The organism is Enterococcus phoeniculicola ATCC BAA-412, from assembly GCF_000407505.1.
GTDB lineage: Bacteria > Bacillota > Bacilli > Lactobacillales > Enterococcaceae > Enterococcus_K > Enterococcus_K phoeniculicola.
In genome coordinates this window covers 771803-788450 of the sequence record NZ_ASWE01000001.1, presented here as the reverse complement: position 1 = coordinate 788450, position 16648 = coordinate 771803, and the positions used below count along the sequence as shown (strand labels likewise).

15 protein-coding genes are annotated in these 16648 nt (G+C 37.5%); 1 reads left to right on the top strand and 14 read right to left on the bottom strand.

Features of this window, described 5'->3' with window-relative positions:
• Positions 1-37: 37 nt before the first annotated feature.
• Positions 38-322: a co-chaperone GroES gene (gene groES, locus I589_RS03570; RefSeq protein WP_010769498.1), complete on the bottom strand. Its 285-nt coding sequence runs from the start codon at positions 320-322 to the stop codon at positions 38-40.
• Between the two features lie 201 nt (positions 323-523).
• Here groES and I589_RS03565 point away from each other — a divergent pair, with 201 nt between their 5' ends.
• Complete coding sequence (locus I589_RS03565; protein ID WP_010769499.1) at positions 524-1216, top strand: CPBP family intramembrane glutamic endopeptidase; 693 nt, start codon at positions 524-526, stop codon at positions 1214-1216.
• 93 nt (positions 1217-1309) lie between these two features.
• Here I589_RS03565 and I589_RS03560 read toward each other — a convergent pair whose 3' ends face one another.
• The 13 genes from I589_RS03560 to I589_RS03500 all read right to left on the bottom strand — a co-directional run bounded on the left by I589_RS03560 (position 1310) and on the right by I589_RS03500 (position 16645).
• Complete coding sequence (locus I589_RS03560) at positions 1310-2116, bottom strand: MBL fold metallo-hydrolase (RefSeq protein WP_010769500.1); 807 nt, start codon at positions 2114-2116, stop codon at positions 1310-1312.
• Positions 2117-2152: 36 nt separating this feature from the next.
• On the bottom strand, positions 2153-3010 hold the full coding sequence (locus tag I589_RS03555; RefSeq protein ID WP_010769501.1) for a two-component system regulatory protein YycI: 858 nt from the start codon (positions 3008-3010) through the stop codon (positions 2153-2155).
• Positions 3011-4339, bottom strand: coding sequence for a YycH family regulatory protein (locus tag I589_RS03550; protein WP_010769502.1), 1329 nt, complete (start codon positions 4337-4339; stop codon positions 3011-3013). It lies immediately after the preceding gene.
• A complete protein-coding gene (gene walK, locus I589_RS03545; protein ID WP_010769503.1) occupies positions 4336-6180 on the bottom strand; it encodes a cell wall metabolism sensor histidine kinase WalK in 1845 nt (614 codons plus the stop codon). The genes I589_RS03550 and walK overlap by 4 nt, the downstream gene beginning before the upstream one ends.
• A gap of 6 nt (positions 6181-6186) precedes the next feature.
• The gene (yycF, locus tag I589_RS03540; RefSeq protein ID WP_010769504.1) at positions 6187-6891 is read right to left on the bottom strand and encodes a response regulator YycF; all 705 of its coding nucleotides are present in this window, start codon (positions 6889-6891) and stop codon (positions 6187-6189) included.
• A gap of 224 nt (positions 6892-7115) precedes the next feature.
• The gene (locus I589_RS03535) at positions 7116-7781 is read right to left on the bottom strand and encodes an MIP/aquaporin family protein (protein WP_010769505.1); all 666 of its coding nucleotides are present in this window, start codon (positions 7779-7781) and stop codon (positions 7116-7118) included.
• A gap of 115 nt (positions 7782-7896) precedes the next feature.
• On the bottom strand, positions 7897-8754 hold the full coding sequence (locus I589_RS03530) for a DegV family protein (protein ID WP_010769506.1): 858 nt from the start codon (positions 8752-8754) through the stop codon (positions 7897-7899).
• Entirely contained in the window at positions 8747-9307 is a 561-nt protein-coding gene (locus I589_RS03525) for a DUF1836 domain-containing protein (protein ID WP_010769507.1), read from the bottom strand. Before I589_RS03525 ends, I589_RS03530 begins: the two co-directional genes overlap by 8 nt.
• Before the next feature lie 273 nt (positions 9308-9580).
• Entirely contained in the window at positions 9581-13537 is a 3957-nt protein-coding gene (locus tag I589_RS03520; protein ID WP_010769509.1) for a WxL domain-containing protein, read from the bottom strand.
• Entirely contained in the window at positions 13534-13878 is a 345-nt protein-coding gene (locus I589_RS03515; RefSeq protein WP_010769510.1) for an EF2685/EF0750 family sortase-dependent surface protein, read from the bottom strand. Before I589_RS03515 ends, I589_RS03520 begins: the two co-directional genes overlap by 4 nt.
• Positions 13879-13892: 14 nt before the next feature.
• Positions 13893-15071, bottom strand: coding sequence for a WxLIP family cell surface protein (locus tag I589_RS03510; RefSeq protein ID WP_010769511.1), 1179 nt, complete (start codon positions 15069-15071; stop codon positions 13893-13895).
• Positions 15072-15099: 28 nt separating this feature from the next.
• Positions 15100-15840, bottom strand: a complete 741-nt coding sequence (locus I589_RS03505; protein WP_010769512.1) for a WxL domain-containing protein — start codon at positions 15838-15840, stop codon at positions 15100-15102.
• Positions 15841-15910: 70 nt separating this feature from the next.
• Positions 15911-16645, bottom strand: a complete 735-nt coding sequence (locus I589_RS03500) for a WxL domain-containing protein (RefSeq protein ID WP_010769513.1) — start codon at positions 16643-16645, stop codon at positions 15911-15913.
• Between the last annotated feature and the right edge of the window lie 3 nt (positions 16646-16648).

Sequence of the window (16648 nt, the reverse complement as noted above, 5' to 3'; positions counted from 1 at the left end):
TCCACCTCAATATAATATTTATTTAAAGTTTATTCTTTTATTCAACTATCGCAATAATATCTTTTCCTGAAACAATCAAATACTCATTTCCTTCGTATTTCACTTCAGTTCCAGCATATTTTTCAAACATTACTTGGTCGCCTTCTTTAACTGCAGCAGGAATCTTTTGCCCACTTTCAAGCACGCGCCCTTCACCAACTGCGATAACTGTACCTGTTTGCGGTTTTTCTTTAGCTGATGAAGCTAAAACTATGCCTCCAACGCTTTTTTCTTCTTCTTTTGCGACTTCAATAATCACACGATCGCCTAATGGTTTTAACACGATAAATCCCTCCGTTAAATAATAATTAGTTTTAGCACTCTTGACTACCGAGTGCTAACTTACATTTCTAATGATACTCATTTCCGTATCAGTTTGCAAGTATTTTCTTTCAAATTTTTTATAATTTTTTGTCTGTTCTATTCTAGCAACTTTTCATTATTTCTATGCTATAATGAGTGAAAATTAGATTGGAGCAACTAAATGTCTTTAAAGAAATACAGCTTTTTAACCATCTTCTTTTATGGTCTTTCTCTATTGCTTCCAAGCTTTCTGCTGCAGCTTAATTTTCTTTCAGACACAAAAGAAATTGTCCTCTTTGGCTTTGTAAGCATCACACCCTACATAGCAAGTGTCATTATATGCTCTATTGCAACGACATTACTTATCTTCTACTTCTATATACGCCAAAATGATCCGTTGCCTTTTGAAAAATCAAAAAAATCAATTTTTAAACTCTTGGTACTTGGACTCATCGGGATTGTCCTTTCTCTATTTATCCAAAGTTATGCCTCAATGGTTGAAGCTTGGCTTTTTCAGTCACAGCAAACCTCCGAGAATACTCGATCAGTCACGAAAACCATTTTAGAATTGCCTATCTATGTACTCATAACTACACTTACCGCACCTATCATGGAAGAATTTGTTTTTCGTCGTGCACTATTAGGAATAATTAGTCGCTATTCTAATTTCTGGATTGGTGCAATTATTAGCTCTTTATTTTTTGCCATTGCACATCAAGATGGACATCTTCTTGTCTATTTTTCTCTCGGTTTTTTCTTCTCACTTCTTTATTATTTTACAGGAAGCATCTGGACATCTATTCTGACACACAGCGGAATGAATGCAATGGTCATCCTTATACAAACAGCTAAATATTATCACTGGATTCACTAAAAAGAGCGTGAGACATAACTTAAATAAACAGTTTATGTCCACGCTCTTAATTTTTTAATTCACGACAGAAATAACTTGTTCTGTCCGCTCTTTTTAAATAGAAAATAGCTCTGTTGCAGAATCTGGGTCTGTATCATACACTCTAAATGCCTCATCCACACCAAAATCTTTTTCTCGCAACGTGTTTTCCATAGTCAAATGAGCAAGTTCTTTTAAATTATTTTCTTTACTCAAGTGACCTAGATAAATTCGTTTGGTACGGTCTCCTATAATATCAGTCATAACAAGAGCACCATCTTCATTTGATAAGTGTCCATGATCCCCTAGAATACGTTGTTTTAGACTCCATGGATATCCGCCCATTCGCAGCATTTCCAAATCATGATTGCTCTCCATCAAATAAGCATCCGCATCTTTTATCACGCCTCTTATGTTGTCACTGCAATAACCCGTATCTGTTAAAACAACAAACGACCGGTTATCCTTATAAAAACGATAGAATTGCGGGGCTGCAGCATCATGTGAAACACCAAAACTCTCAATATCTAAATCGCCCAGAGTCAGTACTTTTCCCATCTCAAAAATATGCTTTTGGGCAACGTCCACTTTTCCAATCATCGTGTCCATTGCAGACCATGTCTTTTCATTTGCATAGACATCTAACTTATATTTTCTAGCTAGAACTCCTACTCCATGAATATGATCCTTATGCTCATGCGTAACTAAAATGGCATCTAAATCCTCTGGTGAACGCCCTACTTCAGCCATTAATGAAGTGATTTTCTTACCGCTAAGTCCGGCATCTACTAAGATACGTTTCTTTTCACTTTCAATATAAAGGGAATTTCCGGTGCTTCCACTAGCTAAAATACTAACCTTAAATGCTTCTTTTGACTCCATAATCTGTAGCTACTTCCCTTCTATTTCTACTACTGCTTAATTATTAATCTTTGGAACGATTGCATTTGTTGTGATCGTATTACTGATTGCATTCACACTTTCTAGCTGTACCGTTTTTTCAGCTGTTTCAATGGCTACAAACCAAACAGGTACATATACATTTTTTTCGCGAACCTTTAAAATTCTTGAATAGGCTAGCTGACTCCACTTAATTTTTGATCCGCTAGGAATCCGATTATTTGTATAGAGTGTATTAATTATATCACGCTCTGTGTACAAATCCATTTTTTCGCGAAGCATTTCTATGTCTGAAATATGTGTTTGTGTATATTTACTAATTTTAAGTAAATCACCTGTTTTTTCTAAACTAACATCAATTCTTGCTGTTTCATCATAAAAAGGAATTCCTTCAAAGGTTTGTACAGCAATTAACTGATGATAGTCATCGTCAGTAGTTGAAAAACGGCTTAAATACGTGTACTCCTCTCCAAAAAGAACGCGATCTTTTTTTTGAAGAAATTCAGTTAAGCTGTCTTCTATTTTTTCTTCACTAATGTAGGAATTATTTTTTAATATACTTGTCAGTGTATTTTCTGAGATGCTAACTCCTGTGTTAAGGAGCTGTTCATCTCCTCGTTTTTCACGCGCATTCTCTAAAGCTGTATGCATATCCGTTTGCTCGCCACTTAAGTAATATCCCTCATTTTTTTTGTTCGAAAGCTTTCCAGATACACTTATATTGTCATTTGCCAGACGTTTTTCAATGGTATCCGTTTGATTGTAGCGGCTAATAGAGTTTTCCTCGTTTTGACTTTCATTATAAATAGAAAATAAAAACATATTCAACCCTAGAAAAGCGATAAGAAATATCCATTCTATTTTTCGATAATCCACTTATTTGCCCTCCAATTCTGATAGATTTTGGAGTAAATCATTTGCAGAATACCACGTATCTTCATATTGGACATACCACTCAGGTGTCAAGTCAACCACTGTTTTTGTATCTTTAATCACTTTCCACGTATAGCCAACGATTACATTTTTTATTTTATCAACAGAGGCACCCTTGTCAACAAGCTGTTGAACCATCTCATTTGTGCTTAACAATTCTATTTCTTCATCAGAGGGTATTGGTACCTGAATCGTATTTCGGCTTGTCTCAATATGGATCGAATAATCTGGCGCACCAACTACTTGACTCTTTCTGTTACGCTGAATATCAATACTTACTTTCCCTTGATTTCCATCACTAAAAACTGGAAATCCTTCAACAAAAGTTCGATAGTTCACTGTACTGGAAGCATGGTCAAAGTAACGCAGGTTCCCAATAGAATTTCCTAACTTTTCAATATAGGAAAAACTTTCTGAAAAAATATCTGCTTGCTTTGGACTCTTAGAAATATCCCCTTTAAAATCGATTGCTTGGCTAGTATCCGAAATAGACAACACCTCACGCCCGCTATAAAAAGAAAGAGCAGAATTGTTTTCCTGAACGTTTTCCGGATTCTGGAAAAATGCATTTCTAAATAGTGAAACAGGCTGTTGGGCTAAAATATAGCTATATTTTTTCAATTTCACTTTATCCTGCGTACTATATTGTCGCTCAAGAATCGAATCTTCTGCATTTTTCATTGGTGTTAATGAAGTATTTTTTGATAGTAAAAAGTCATTAATCTTTTTTTCATCAATATCAATGGAAGCTTCATAAACAGAATAATTACTATAATCTAGGAATCGAATCTTCTTTTTATCGTAATCAATCTGAATCGTATTAAAATAAAAAGCTCCTTCATTTGCTTCACTCAAATCCATTGCTAAGCCATAGGTTTCATTATACTCTGACAATAAAAAGCTTGAGGCATAACCCAACTCAATGCCATTTTTAACAACATCGTAAGGCTCAAAACTATCTTTGTCCTCAATAACCTTTTTCTCTATCACTCCGATGGATGAATCATTGAGCACTTTTTGAATATTTGTTATCAAATTTTCTCCATTACTTTCTTTTATCTCGTTCCCCTGAAACCACGTAATTCTCAATGGTAAAAACGTTTCTGTTTCTTTTCGATAATTTGACGTGGGTGAAACAACAGCGCTTGTTGAGTTATTTAATTCTTGTGTGCCTTTATTTGCTGGGCTCAACCAAATAACATACGTAAAGTACAAGCTTAGTAAGATAAGAAAAACGAGCCCTATTTGAATGATTCTTTCTGGTATTTTCATTCCCACCAATCCTCCTCATAGGGTTCATAAGGTAAGGAGATATAGAATGTTGAACCTTTTCCTTCCTTACTTTCTGCCCAAATTGACCCGCCATGCGCTTTTATTACTTCTCTTGAAATCGCAAGACCAAGTCCAGTTCCACCTTGAGCACGTGCACGCGCCTTGTCCACACGATAAAATCGCTCAAAGACCCGGGTCAAATCTTTTTTAGGAATACCCAAGCCCTGATCACTTATGCTCAACACAACATTATTATGTGTTTCAAGTAAACGACAGGTAATTGTTCCCCCATCCGGCGAATACTTGATAGCATTATTCATGATATTATCAACAACTTGAATAATTTTATCTGTGTCCACTTCTACCCATAAGTCTCTTTGAGTAAATTCTCTACGAATCGTATACTTTTTCTCTTGATTTGTGACCATCATATCAAATCGATCCAGCACAAAGCTGATAAGTTCGTTAAAGTTTACATACTCCATCTGTATATTGGAATTTCCCGTATCCATTCTGGACAAACTTAGCAAGTCATTAATCATACGAATCATTCGATCTGTTTCTTCCAACGTGACATTTAAAAAGTTGGGTGCTATCTCTTCGTCTTTCCATGCACCCTCACTTAGCGCTTCAATATAACTTCTCATACTTGTCAGCGGGGTTCTCAGTTCATGAGAAACATTCGATACAAATTCTCTTCGTTCTCTCTCTGTTTTTTCCTGTTCAGTAACATCATGTAAAACAGCAACGAGTCCGCTGATGAATCCTGACTCACGACGAATCATCGCAAAATCAACACGTAAAATCATCTGATCTTTTTCTTGATTTGAGGTTGAACGATCCAACACTATTTCATCTGAATCCTCTAATAGTTTTCTCAACGTATAGTCTTCTTCAATATCTAATAATGTTAAAATCGATTCACCAATTGCCCCTTCAGTAGTTACATCTAGTAAGGAAAGAGCCATCTCATTAATTGTGATAATTTTCCCTCGTCGATCCGTAGCAATTACACCATCAGTCATATGAGAGAGTACACTGTCCAAACGATTCCGTTCTGACTCCATGGTATCTTGTGCCTCTGCTATTCTTTCTGATAGCTGATTAAATGTATCTGCTAGTTGACCTAACTCATCTTTACCGTGTACTTTTACTTTTCCTGAATAATCTCCTCTAGCAATTCGAAGCGCCTGCTCTCTCAGCTCGCCAATTGGCTGCGTGATTGAGCGGGAAACAAGAACCGCAACAATAATTGAGATTAGACCGGCAATCATCGATGCAGAAAAGAAAATCAAGGCAGTATCGCTGATTTCCGAGTATTTTTTTTCAATGTCACTTTTAACATAAAGAACCCCGATATTGGCATCGCCAGTCGGGGACTGAATCGGTTGTATATTGATATTCACTCGCTTGTCTGTACCTGGATCAAAGACAACCTCTTGTTTACTTGTGAAATCATTTGCGTTAGTATAATCATTCTTTTTTCCAATGATGCTTGCGTCATTGGACCGATTGGTTGCTCGAACAATTCCTTTATCATCAATCACACGAACTTCAATAACATCAGATAACGAACTATTGTTAATAATTCGTTGAATATTCGTCGACACATCTTCTGTTTCTTGTCCTTGATCATCTTTCTTGCTTAACTCAGGACCAATTGTTGACGCAAGACTTGTCACACGAGAATTCATATCTGATATAAAATTATTAATGGTTTCGTGCTCTAAGCCTCGAATGAAATACGCACCAATGATCTCAATTGAAATTAACAAAATCAAAATAAAAGCTAAAGCGATTTTGAAGTTAACCGATTGGTAAAAACGAACTTTTTTTTTCATACTCGCTTACTCCTGTTCTGGATTACGCAAGTAGTAGCCTACACCACGTCTCGTCACTAAATAGTTAGGATGACTTGGATTGTCTTCAATTTTTTCCCGCAAGCGACGAACCGTTACATCAACTGTACGAACATCGCCAAAATAATCATATCCCCAAACGGTTTGAAGAAGATGCTCACGAGTCATCACCTGACCAATATGCTTGGCAAGATAGAAAAGCAACTCAAATTCACGATGGGTTAATTCAATTGTACCGCCATGTTTTGTCACCATATATGCATCTGGATGAATCGTCAAATCACCAATCGATAATTCAGATGGTGCCGCATCCTCTGCTTCTTTTGCTGGAACTGCTCCTCGACGAAGATTGGCCTTCACACGTGCAACTAACTCACGATTAGAAAATGGTTTCGTCACATAGTCATCTGCTCCAAGCTCCAAGCCAAGTACCTTATCAATTTCCGAATCCTTAGCTGTCACCATAATAATTGGCATGTCATAGGTTTTTCGCACTTCTCGAGCCACCTCAAGTCCATCCATTTTAGGAAGCATTAGGTCTAGAAGAATTAAATCTGGTTCTACTTCTTTTACTTTCTCTAATGCTTCTTCTCCATCATAGGCTGTAAATACTTCATATCCTTCTTTTGTCAAATTAAATTTCACGATATCTGAAATTGGTTTTTCATCATCCACAACTAATATTTTTTTCATTAGAAGCCACCTCGGTTTCATTTTCATCTATATTTATACTCAACCATTATACCTTATTTTGTGGATTCTTTCACCCTTACACAATTTTCTAATAAAAAATAAAACTTTTCAAATACCAGACACTGCGATATTCCCCTTTATTTAAGACAAAAAAAAGCCGGAATAGAACGTCAAACGTTCTACCCGACTACTTCTATATCCAGCTAATCATTCGATTTATTGTTTTATTCTTCAGTATTCAGTAAGGCTTTTGCCACAACTGCAGCTAATAAACCACCTACAATTGGTGCAACGATAAATACCCAAAGCTGATTCAATGCATCGCCGCCTACAAATAAGGCAGGTCCAATACTTCTAGCCGGATTAGCAGACATTCCTGTTAATGGGATACCTACAAAGTGCACCATTGTTAAGGTCAATCCGATTACTAGTCCTGCTAGTTTGCTGTTTCCTTTTGACGCACTAGTGACTGTCATAATCACTAAGACGAAAATAAATGTTAAAATAATTTCAACAGTTAATGCGCCAACTACACTTAATTCTCCAAGTCCATTTTGACCCAGATTATCTACAGGAAGTTTTGCATCCGTTAATAAGAACCGCAAAGTGAAGCTCGCTAAAATCGCGCCAATTACTTGACTCACTACATAGTAAGCTAACTCCGTCAATGTGATGCGTTTATTAAGCCACATAGCAACTGAGACTGCCGGATTTAAATGTGCTCCTGAAACAGTGCCGATACTGTAAGCTGCAGCAACGATAGTCAACCCAAATGCCAACGCGATTCCTGCGATGCCAATACCATCAATTCCCCCACCTAAAACAGCAGTTGCTGTACCAATAAAAACTAAAATAAATGTACCAATAAGTTCTGCTATTGCTTTTTTCAAAAAATCACCCCTTTCACGAAATCAATCATATCACTTTCAGAAAAGGATGGCGAAATTTTGCATTACTTTTTCAGAAAAAACTTTTTAGTTTCTTATTGGTTTTTAATTTTGTTATTTAATCTAGAAGTTGTATTCCTACACCTAATAACCCAGGACCTGTGTGAACCACTAAAGCAGGAGAAATTTGTCCAAAATAAATTTTGCTGACCCTTGGGAAGACTTCCGCTAGACGTTGTTTCATTGATTCGGCATCTGCGAGTGCATCTCCATGGGCAACCGCAATATTAAATTTCTTATGCTCACCCACAAATTGTTTCACTAAGTCAATGGTTTTATCTAAGCTTTTTTTCCGTCCACGCGCTTTAGCTACAGTGTGATAGATTCCTTCCGCATTACAAGAAATTATAGGGTTTAACTTTAAAGCCGTGCCTAATAATGAGGCAACTAAACCAATTCTTCCACCTTTTTGTAAATACTCTAAAGTCGCTACATTAAAAAAGACTTTATTTTTTACAACTTCATCACTCAGCTGTTGAGTTAACGTTGCCCAATCAGCACCTTCTCGTAGGAGTTCTGCAGCTCTGATTGCTTGAAATCCTGCACCAATACCAATATTTTTTGTGTCTAATACAAAGGTCTCCAGTCCCTTATATTGTTCTCCTATTAAGCGAACAACATTAAATGTCCCACTTAGACCACTGGAAATAGTGATGGCTAATACTTTTTCATACCCATCTGCTTTAATCTTGTCAAAAATCTTCGTAATTGCTTCTCCATCAGGCAAAGAGGTACTTGGAATTTCTATCGGTAATTTTTGATAGATTTCTTCTGCAGTAATATCTATCTTATCTGTATATTCTTTATCTTTATAAATAATTTTTAAAGGAATCATGTACATGTTTTCCTGAGTAACAATCTCCTCAGGTACATCTGTTCCTGAATCAACTAAAATAGCTATTTTTTCTTTATTCATCAAAGTGACCTTCTTTCATATAAATTGTTTCAATCTCAATCATCTTTTCTGCTAGCAATTTTGCTGCAAAAGAGGCAGTCGCAGCTTTCACGGCTAAATAGTCAAAACGAACCTCTTGTTGGGCAATTGAAACAGCTTCCCCTTGTGCTTGACGGCAAGCAATATGGATGGCTTGCTCTTGTTCCTCACAAAATAAATTGTATGCTTCTCTTATACCAACTGCTTTTCCTTGAAATAAGATACCTTCTTTGATTTCTGGAATTGTTAACACTTGCTTTAACAAGGTAATTGCAACTAAAAAAGCTACATGCTGCTTGGAATAACGTTTCTTTTCTGGCGCAGGTATCAGCCCTAGCTTGACATAATTATTAACCATAGAGGAGGTCAAGAGTGTGTGCTTTTCCGGCTGAATAACTGGTGAGAGGTAACGATCAATCAGGGTGAGAACTTGATCCATATATAAATCTAGTTCAGGTAGCTCTTCCCATTTAGGTAAATGAAAAGTGGATAATTCTTTACTCCAGCTTTCTAGTTCTTTTTTTAACTCATTCATCCAACCACTCCTATTTGAATTTCAATAACAGTTTAACAAAGTTTTTATAATTATTCAATCTAGTTTTTAAAACTAGATTGAATTTTTACTCTTTTTTTAGAATTGATAGGGCCTGTTTCTTCTAAAATCTTAATTAACAATTCATCAAAAGCAACATCCGACATAATTTCCGCTCTAGTTCATTTATTTTACAGCAACAAAAATAGACAAAAATAAAGAGACCGGGCAGTTGCCCAGTCTCTTACTCATCACTATTTACACTTTTTCTACCCACTATTGAGTTGGTTCAGTTACAAGTGACCAGTTAATTTCTGTTTCATAAGCAGTATTGGTTTTCGCTTTTCCACCAGGTACGTTCAATGTCACCTTAGTAGGATCCCATTGATAGGTACTGATTTTCTTTCCGATACTATCTGCTCCAGCATCCTTGGCACCAAAGAGTGTCGCAGAGGCTCCTGCACCTAATCCCACAGAATTAGCGGTCATTTTTGAATCCACAGAGGTTGTATCAATCGTTCCATCAATTGAGTTATTGATAATCCCTTTTGGAATAGTTAACGTTGTTCCAAGAATTTTGTTTCCTTGAGCATCTTTAAATTCCTCTGGTTGACTGACCTTTACAGACCATCCATTTAACGATGTACGATCATCAGAAATTTGAATCCATTGTTTGGTCATCTCTTCGCCATTTGTGTTCTTAGGCTTGGTTGCATTATATGTTTCTTCAGAATAGGCAAATGGAACTGTACCAAACGTAATTGCTGATGGTGCATAATCCATTCGCAAATCGCCTGTCGCATTTGTCCCAGGATTCTCTGTTCCCTCAGGAGGAGTGGTTCCCTCTTGTGGATTATCTGGATCTACCGGAGCGGTCGGACCATTACTCTTAATCGTAACAGTTATAGTTTTCACAGGAACACTGATTCCACCTGATTCAGAAGCTGGTACGCTTAGTGTAACAGTATATACGCCTGCAGATTGTATTACCCTTGAAAAATCATAGACAATTTTATCATCTAAATTTTTGTATTGACTATCCACAATTGCATAAGCAGTTGCATCAATCTCTGTTTTCATTCGCTCTTCAAATTCTGTACGGCTTATTGAATCAACTTCAGAAGTTTTTAACTCAATATCTTGTCCTTCGATTTTTGCGGTTGTATCAAAGACATGCATTTTTGCGCTAACTTCCGAAGCATTTCCTGCTGTATCCGTCAAAATAATGGTTACATCATAATCACCAACTGTTGACAGATACCCATTTAATACGTCATTTGTTTCTTTGTAAGAAGCAGTAATTGTCGTATTAGGATTGCTGTCTGCTGCGTCTTTTACAAACGTTTTTGCTTCTGGAAGCGTATCTCCCACTGCAAATGATTGTTCTATTCCAGTCGCTGTTGGTGCTGTTTTATCACTAACAACCTTGTCCCACTCTTCCTCTGGTACATCTGTTGAACCTATAGGATCTGTCGAGTCAGATTTCCCATTTAAGAAAGCATAGGCACTAATGGTTGAACCTGCAATAAACGGTACATTGGCAGATGTTGGTACTTCAAATTCAAAGTATCCTTGACTATCAGCAACTACAGTGTAATTTGGGTTAGACCCACCAACTGTGGGATCACTTACAGTATTATTTGAGGCAGGGAATGAAGAATACGCAGCACCAGCTGCTGATTTATCTGTAATTCGAACATAGGCGCCTGCATTTGTTAACCCTTTGATAATCTTTGAATTTTCATTCGCTGGATCATCTACTGGCTGGTTTTCGATCAACACTTTAACATCGGGAATAAACTCAAATAACAATCGTTGGAACCCATTTGTCGGTCCTGTATTAAAGTTCTTTTTAAAGCTCTCTGCAGTACCGACTGTTGTTGAGTTTCCGATGATGTTTGCACTGGTTACAGCAGTTGCTGCATATGGAATTTCCATTCCAAACATTGGATTCCAGTCGTAGGTAGGTGTATCATCATTTAATGGTACATTCGATCGATTCCAAGCTTTCACCCGTTGAATATCTATTAAAAATTTCCCGGCGTTACCAGACATATTGATCAATGCGCTTGCAGCAACAGGCTCTTGCGTGTAGCCAAAGTCAACCAATAGTGCATCGGAAAATTGGAAGGTCGAGTTGGTACCGACCGTAAACAGATAACGTGCCATGTTGGCAGAGAGCTTAAACGAACCCATACGAACAATCTTAAATGCAGCATAGTTTCCTACATTTACTACATCTGTTGTTGAGGTTGTTCTACCTTGAGCATTGACATTTAATTTTGCGTCCGCACCAACAGTAAATGACGTTTTTCTTGAAGCATTTCCCGCACCCAAGTTGATAATATTTCCCTTATATCCTTGAGTTTGAATATCCAATGTTGAACCTGAATCAATATTCACTGTCGCATAAGCACCCGCATCGATAATTGGGTTTGTTCCCGTTCCTGTTGATTTCATATTCACTGTCATTCGACTGTTGTCAGTAATATTAAATACAGGGTAATTTGATAGATAGCTACGAAGATAAACAGCTACCGCCCCAGCGGATGCATCTGTTACATTCATATCAATTGTACTGCTTTTACTTAGATTAAATGTACCTCCCTGATTAAAGTTAATCAGCCCACTAGAACCTGAGTGACTATCTTTTGTCACATTCATTTTGGCTCCGTCTCTCATAGTAAATGTTCCAGCTCCATTAAAGTAAACTGCACCATTTGAATTACGGTTACCATTTCCCGGATCAGTGTAGGTATAGTCAATTTCAGAATTTTTCTCCATGATGAAATTTGATGCATAACGGGCACTAATTGCAAACCCGCTGGAACCTTCTCCAGCTGCGGCTGCTTTATTTCCCGCAATCAAGTTCAACTTGGCGTTTTCGTATACGACTACATCCCCAACTGCAGTCAAGTCAATATTAGAACCATTATAGGTTTCCAGTGTTGATACAGAATCGGCAAGAAATTCTAAATTTGATGATTCAAAATTCTGTTGTCCTAAATATTGTGCATTCACATTACTTCCATCAATTGGTGATTTGTAGCTACTTGTCGTGAATCGACTAATAAAATCTCCAGAAATTTTTACTGGCAGCCCTTGAGAACTAATGATTTGCGAACCGTAGTCATTTAAATTATGAAATTGAAGCAATGAAGTAGTAGCTGTTGGTCGGACAGCACCATAATAGTTAGCATGATACATATTTAGATTTTGAATGGTGACCACATTATTTGCACCAGTTATTTGGGATAATGTTGACCTAAAGTCGATTAACATACCATTACCTTCAATGACTAGTTGACGATTTGCAGTGCCAGAGTTACTTTGAGCCGCAGTCATTGCAAATGATTTGACTACACTGATTGCTTTAATTGAAGAATTACTAATGGCAGCATTCCATGTAGCTCGGTCATAAACTAGCGCAATTTCACTAGGTGCAAATGTGCGCAAATCCACTTCTGTAGACTCATAAGCATCCGTTACACCTGTTTTAGGCAAGTGTGGAAAGGTATATTGTGCTAAATATTCATCTACAGTAATTCCATCGGCAAAATCATCGGAAACTTCCATCCCATTTTCCAATACTGTGCCTTCTGGTAACGAACGAGCTGTTTGTTCTTTTGGCGCAATATCAACCTCTTTTGTTTCTTTTGACTCTGTTTCTTCATTTAAGTCTTCTGATTTTTCTGATTCCTCAGATTGTTTTACTGACGAATCAGTACTCTTTTCTTCTGTTGTTTGTGTAGTTATATCCTCTACTGGGGTCAGTAGCAGATCATTTGATTGTATATCCAGACCGACACCGGATCGGGTCGCTTGTAGCTTAAGCTCATCTGGATTCTCTTCTGTATTTGCCGTAAAGGAGAAAGATGCTTCTTTTTCTTTGTTACTGACAAATTGGAAGGTAATATGATCTTGATACGTTTCTACCGAAATTGGAGAACTTGTCCCAGCATAACTGACTCCCTCAGGAAACCAGATGGCATAAACAGGCTCTTGCAATTTAGCTGATGGTGTATCAGAAGAAGAGGTAGTATCTTTTAAGTCTACGGAAACGGTTTGAGTCTTTGAAGTAAGAGACAATTCCTTATTTCCTTCGACGGTAAGTTCCAGTGGGGAATCGGAATAATCCGTTGTTTCTATTGAAAAGGCGTTTGTCCCTACCATCAACTGTTGGCCTAATAGTATGAAAACACCCAACGTTCTCACTAACTTTCTGATTTTCACTGTTGCTCACCTTCTTCCTCTTTTTCTCTACGTTTAAATACAAATAGGATCAAGCCGAGAACTGTTAACCAAATCAATCCTAAACTACTAAGTAACTGGCTTTTCTTTTCATTAGTTTTGGGTAAGTATTTCCCGCCTGTACTCGGTTTTAAGCTTGAATTTCCTTGTGGTCCTTCTGGCTTATTAGGCTTAGGCTTGGGAATATCTCCCCAGCCACTTAGAATGACTGATCCTTGTGTTGTTCCAACAGAAGAAACATCATCGGCGTATCCTGTAGGTGCAGTAAATAGCAACATACACCCGAGTAACACACCAATGATCAAAGAAAGTTTATTTTTCATGTTCTCTTTCCTTTCTATGATTTAGTTTCTTCTCTTTTCAATTTCTCTTTTTTTTGTCTTGCCTTTTTTTGTTTAGCTTTTTTCCTTCTTCTGCGCTCTGCTTCTTCCTTTTCTCGCTGTTTTCTCTTTCGTCTTTTTAAAAGTAAAAAGAGAAGGAGACCGAGAATAAGTACAATACCTAAGCCAATCAAAGCGTAAAGCCACCATTGCGTTTCCTGATGAGGATCATTGATGGCCTCTTCATTTAATTTTCTTGCTTCTTCAGACGTAATCGTGAAATCTTGTGTCCATTCCCACGTCTTCGCTTCCCATTTAGGATCCACTGCTTTTGCAGTCATCTTCAGCGTATAATCTCCAGCCTTTAATTGTTCTTCCCCAAGAAAAACTGGAAATGGAAAATTAGAATTTGGCGCCATGATCATACTCTCTGCACTATTTTCATATAAGACATCAAATTGTCCTTTTTTCATAACTTGCGCGGTCATACTTAGATTAGAAACAACTGCCGGTTGATCATTTTGGATATTCGCATTAATGACCTTTCGATAATTGTTTAATCCAGTGGTTACACTCAGTAAATTTAAATTAGGTGTCTCAATTTCTTTATTGACAGTGAGTTTGATTGCCATAGCATAACTGTACTTATTCTTGATGACAATCCCTTTATCGTCTTTATCAGCTTCTCCTTGACCTAGTTTTTCAAAATACCAAGACCCAAGAATCACCCCATCTTTTGCATCCTTTGGTACTTGAATTGTTGCAGAAATTGTTTTATCTGAATTTGGTTTCAAGGTTGCCTTCACATCTGAGGATGTAATTTCGCCAATATCTGTCAACTTTATTTTCAAACTATCATCAAACTCATCAGGTTGTGATGAATAACTGATTTCCCCATTTTGATTAGTCGAAGCTGTATAGAGCTTTGATTCGATAGTGATTTCTTCATCGGAAGGATTCACTAGCTTCGCTTTAATTGTTCGTTTTTCTCCAGGCTTCACGGCTAAATCATAAAAAGAACTGGCATCGTTGACTTCATTTCCTGGGTCTACTTTTTGAACACTATAACCAACACCTGTATTTGCTGAAGTATTGTCGTCATTGTCTCCATACGCAATAGGACCCCTCATGCCCCCAAGACATAAAACGGTTAATCCAAGCGCCACTAATTTTTTCTTCCATCCGATTCTAGTCATACAGTATCTCATCCTTTAAGTTAGTTTCTTAGTTCATTACGTCTGCAGTTAAAGTCCAGTCAATAGTTGATGTGAAGGTTCCTTTTTTAGCTACTCCTGCTGGTACATGTAGTTTTTCAGCAGATGCATCCCAAGAATAAGCGGTGGTTCCTTTACCTACCAATTTTGGTACATCATTGCCGTAACCGAATAATTTTGATTCAGTTAAACCAATTGCGTACATACCAGAAAAGTCGCCGGTTCCTTCAGCTAAACCAAGTTTTGCATTAGAATCTGCTACAGTTGGATCTGCAACTAATGTATTTCTAGCTGTTCCTGCAGGGATATATAAACCAGAACCTGTTAGTTTGTTTCCTGATGCATTTTCAAATTCTGTACGTTTCATGGATACAGTCCAACCACCTAAATCGTCGCGGTTGTCGGTTACTTGCACATAGTGTGTACCAGTTTTTACTGAATCATAAGTACCACCTGCTAAATCAACCATTTGTTCGCCGAAACTAAAGAATGCTGGATACACATCTAATGACAATGGACCAGGTGCATCTGTTTTGTCATTTTCATCATCTGGTAGCGTTTCTGGATTAGGTTTTGTTGGATCTGTTGGATCTACTGGACCTGTTGTAGAATCATTGTCTTTAAATAGAATTGTTGCAGTACCTTGTGCAGGATCTGCAGCCGTCCCAATTCCTGCAGCATATGCTGATCCCGTTCCTACAGCTAATGAGCCTAATAGTACTGCGCTAAATAATAAACTTGTTTTTTTCATTTGTATTCCTCCTGAATATCTTCCCTAATTTATTCCTCCACCTAAAAAGATGGAGGGATTTTATTACTAATTATGAAGCTGGTGTTGCAGTAATTGTCCAGTTAACTGTTGATTTGAAGGTTCCTTTTTTTGCGGTGTTTTGTTTCACAGTCAATGTTTCTTTTGCTGCATCCCAAGTATACGTACTTGTTGATTTCCCAACATTTGCCGTTCCATCTGCTCCAAAGATTGTCACTGCATTTCCATCACCAACAGGAATAGCTGTGTCAACACCCGCAGTCGTTAAAGTTGAATCTGCATCCACAGGAATAGCAGACAAAGCATTACGTCCAACTGCTGTAGCAAGAGGTAATGTGAAAATAGAACCAGTTAGTTCATCTGTTCCGCCATCTAATTTAAATTCTGAACGAGCAACCGTCACTGACCAACCGTCTGCATCACTGCGGTTATCCGTTACTTGTAAGAAATGATTTCCTGTGACAGAAGAAGCATATGTATTTTCTTTCATATCTACTGGATTTGCTAAACCAAATTCAAATTTTGATGGGTACACATCTAGTGATAATGGTCCATCTGCATCTGTATTTTCGTTCTCGCCATCTGGTCCTGTTGGGTCTGGTTTACTTGGGTCTGTTGGGTCTACTGGTCCAGTTGGTCCTGTATTTTCTGTAAATCCAATAGATCCTTCACCATGAGCTGGAACATCAGGTGATCCAGGTCCGTCTGCAACAGCAAAAGCAGATCCTGTTCCTAAGAATAGAGAGCTTAAAATTGCTGCACTAAATAATAAACTTGTTTTTTTCATTTT

Bases quoted from the DNA above. Each gene is read 5' to 3' on its own strand.
- I589_RS03565 (WP_010769499.1), top strand. From the start codon at position 524: ATGTCTTTAAAGAAATACAGCTTTTTAACCATCTTCTTTTATGGTCTT.
- I589_RS03560 (WP_010769500.1), bottom strand. From the start codon at position 2,116: ATGGAGTCAAAAGAAGCATTTAAGGTTAGTATTTTAGCTAGTGGAAGC.
- I589_RS03550 (WP_010769502.1), bottom strand. From the start codon at position 4,339: ATGAAAATACCAGAAAGAATCATTCAAATAGGGCTCGTTTTTCTTATC.
- walK (WP_010769503.1), bottom strand. From the start codon at position 6,180: ATGAAAAAAAAAGTTCGTTTTTACCAATCGGTTAACTTCAAAATCGCT.
- yycF (WP_010769504.1), bottom strand. From the start codon at position 6,891: ATGAAAAAAATATTAGTTGTGGATGATGAAAAACCAATTTCAGATATC.
- I589_RS03530 (WP_010769506.1), bottom strand. From the start codon at position 8,754: ATGAATAAAGAAAAAATAGCTATTTTAGTTGATTCAGGAACAGATGTA.
- I589_RS03525 (WP_010769507.1), bottom strand. From the start codon at position 9,307: ATGAATGAGTTAAAAAAAGAACTAGAAAGCTGGAGTAAAGAATTATCC.
- I589_RS03515 (WP_010769510.1), bottom strand. From the start codon at position 13,878: ATGAAAAATAAACTTTCTTTGATCATTGGTGTGTTACTCGGGTGTATG.
- I589_RS03510 (WP_010769511.1), bottom strand. From the start codon at position 15,071: ATGACTAGAATCGGATGGAAGAAAAAATTAGTGGCGCTTGGATTAACC.
- I589_RS03505 (WP_010769512.1), bottom strand. From the start codon at position 15,840: ATGAAAAAAACAAGTTTATTATTTAGCGCAGTACTATTAGGCTCATTA.
- I589_RS03500 (WP_010769513.1), bottom strand. From the start codon at position 16,645: ATGAAAAAAACAAGTTTATTATTTAGTGCAGCAATTTTAAGCTCTCTA.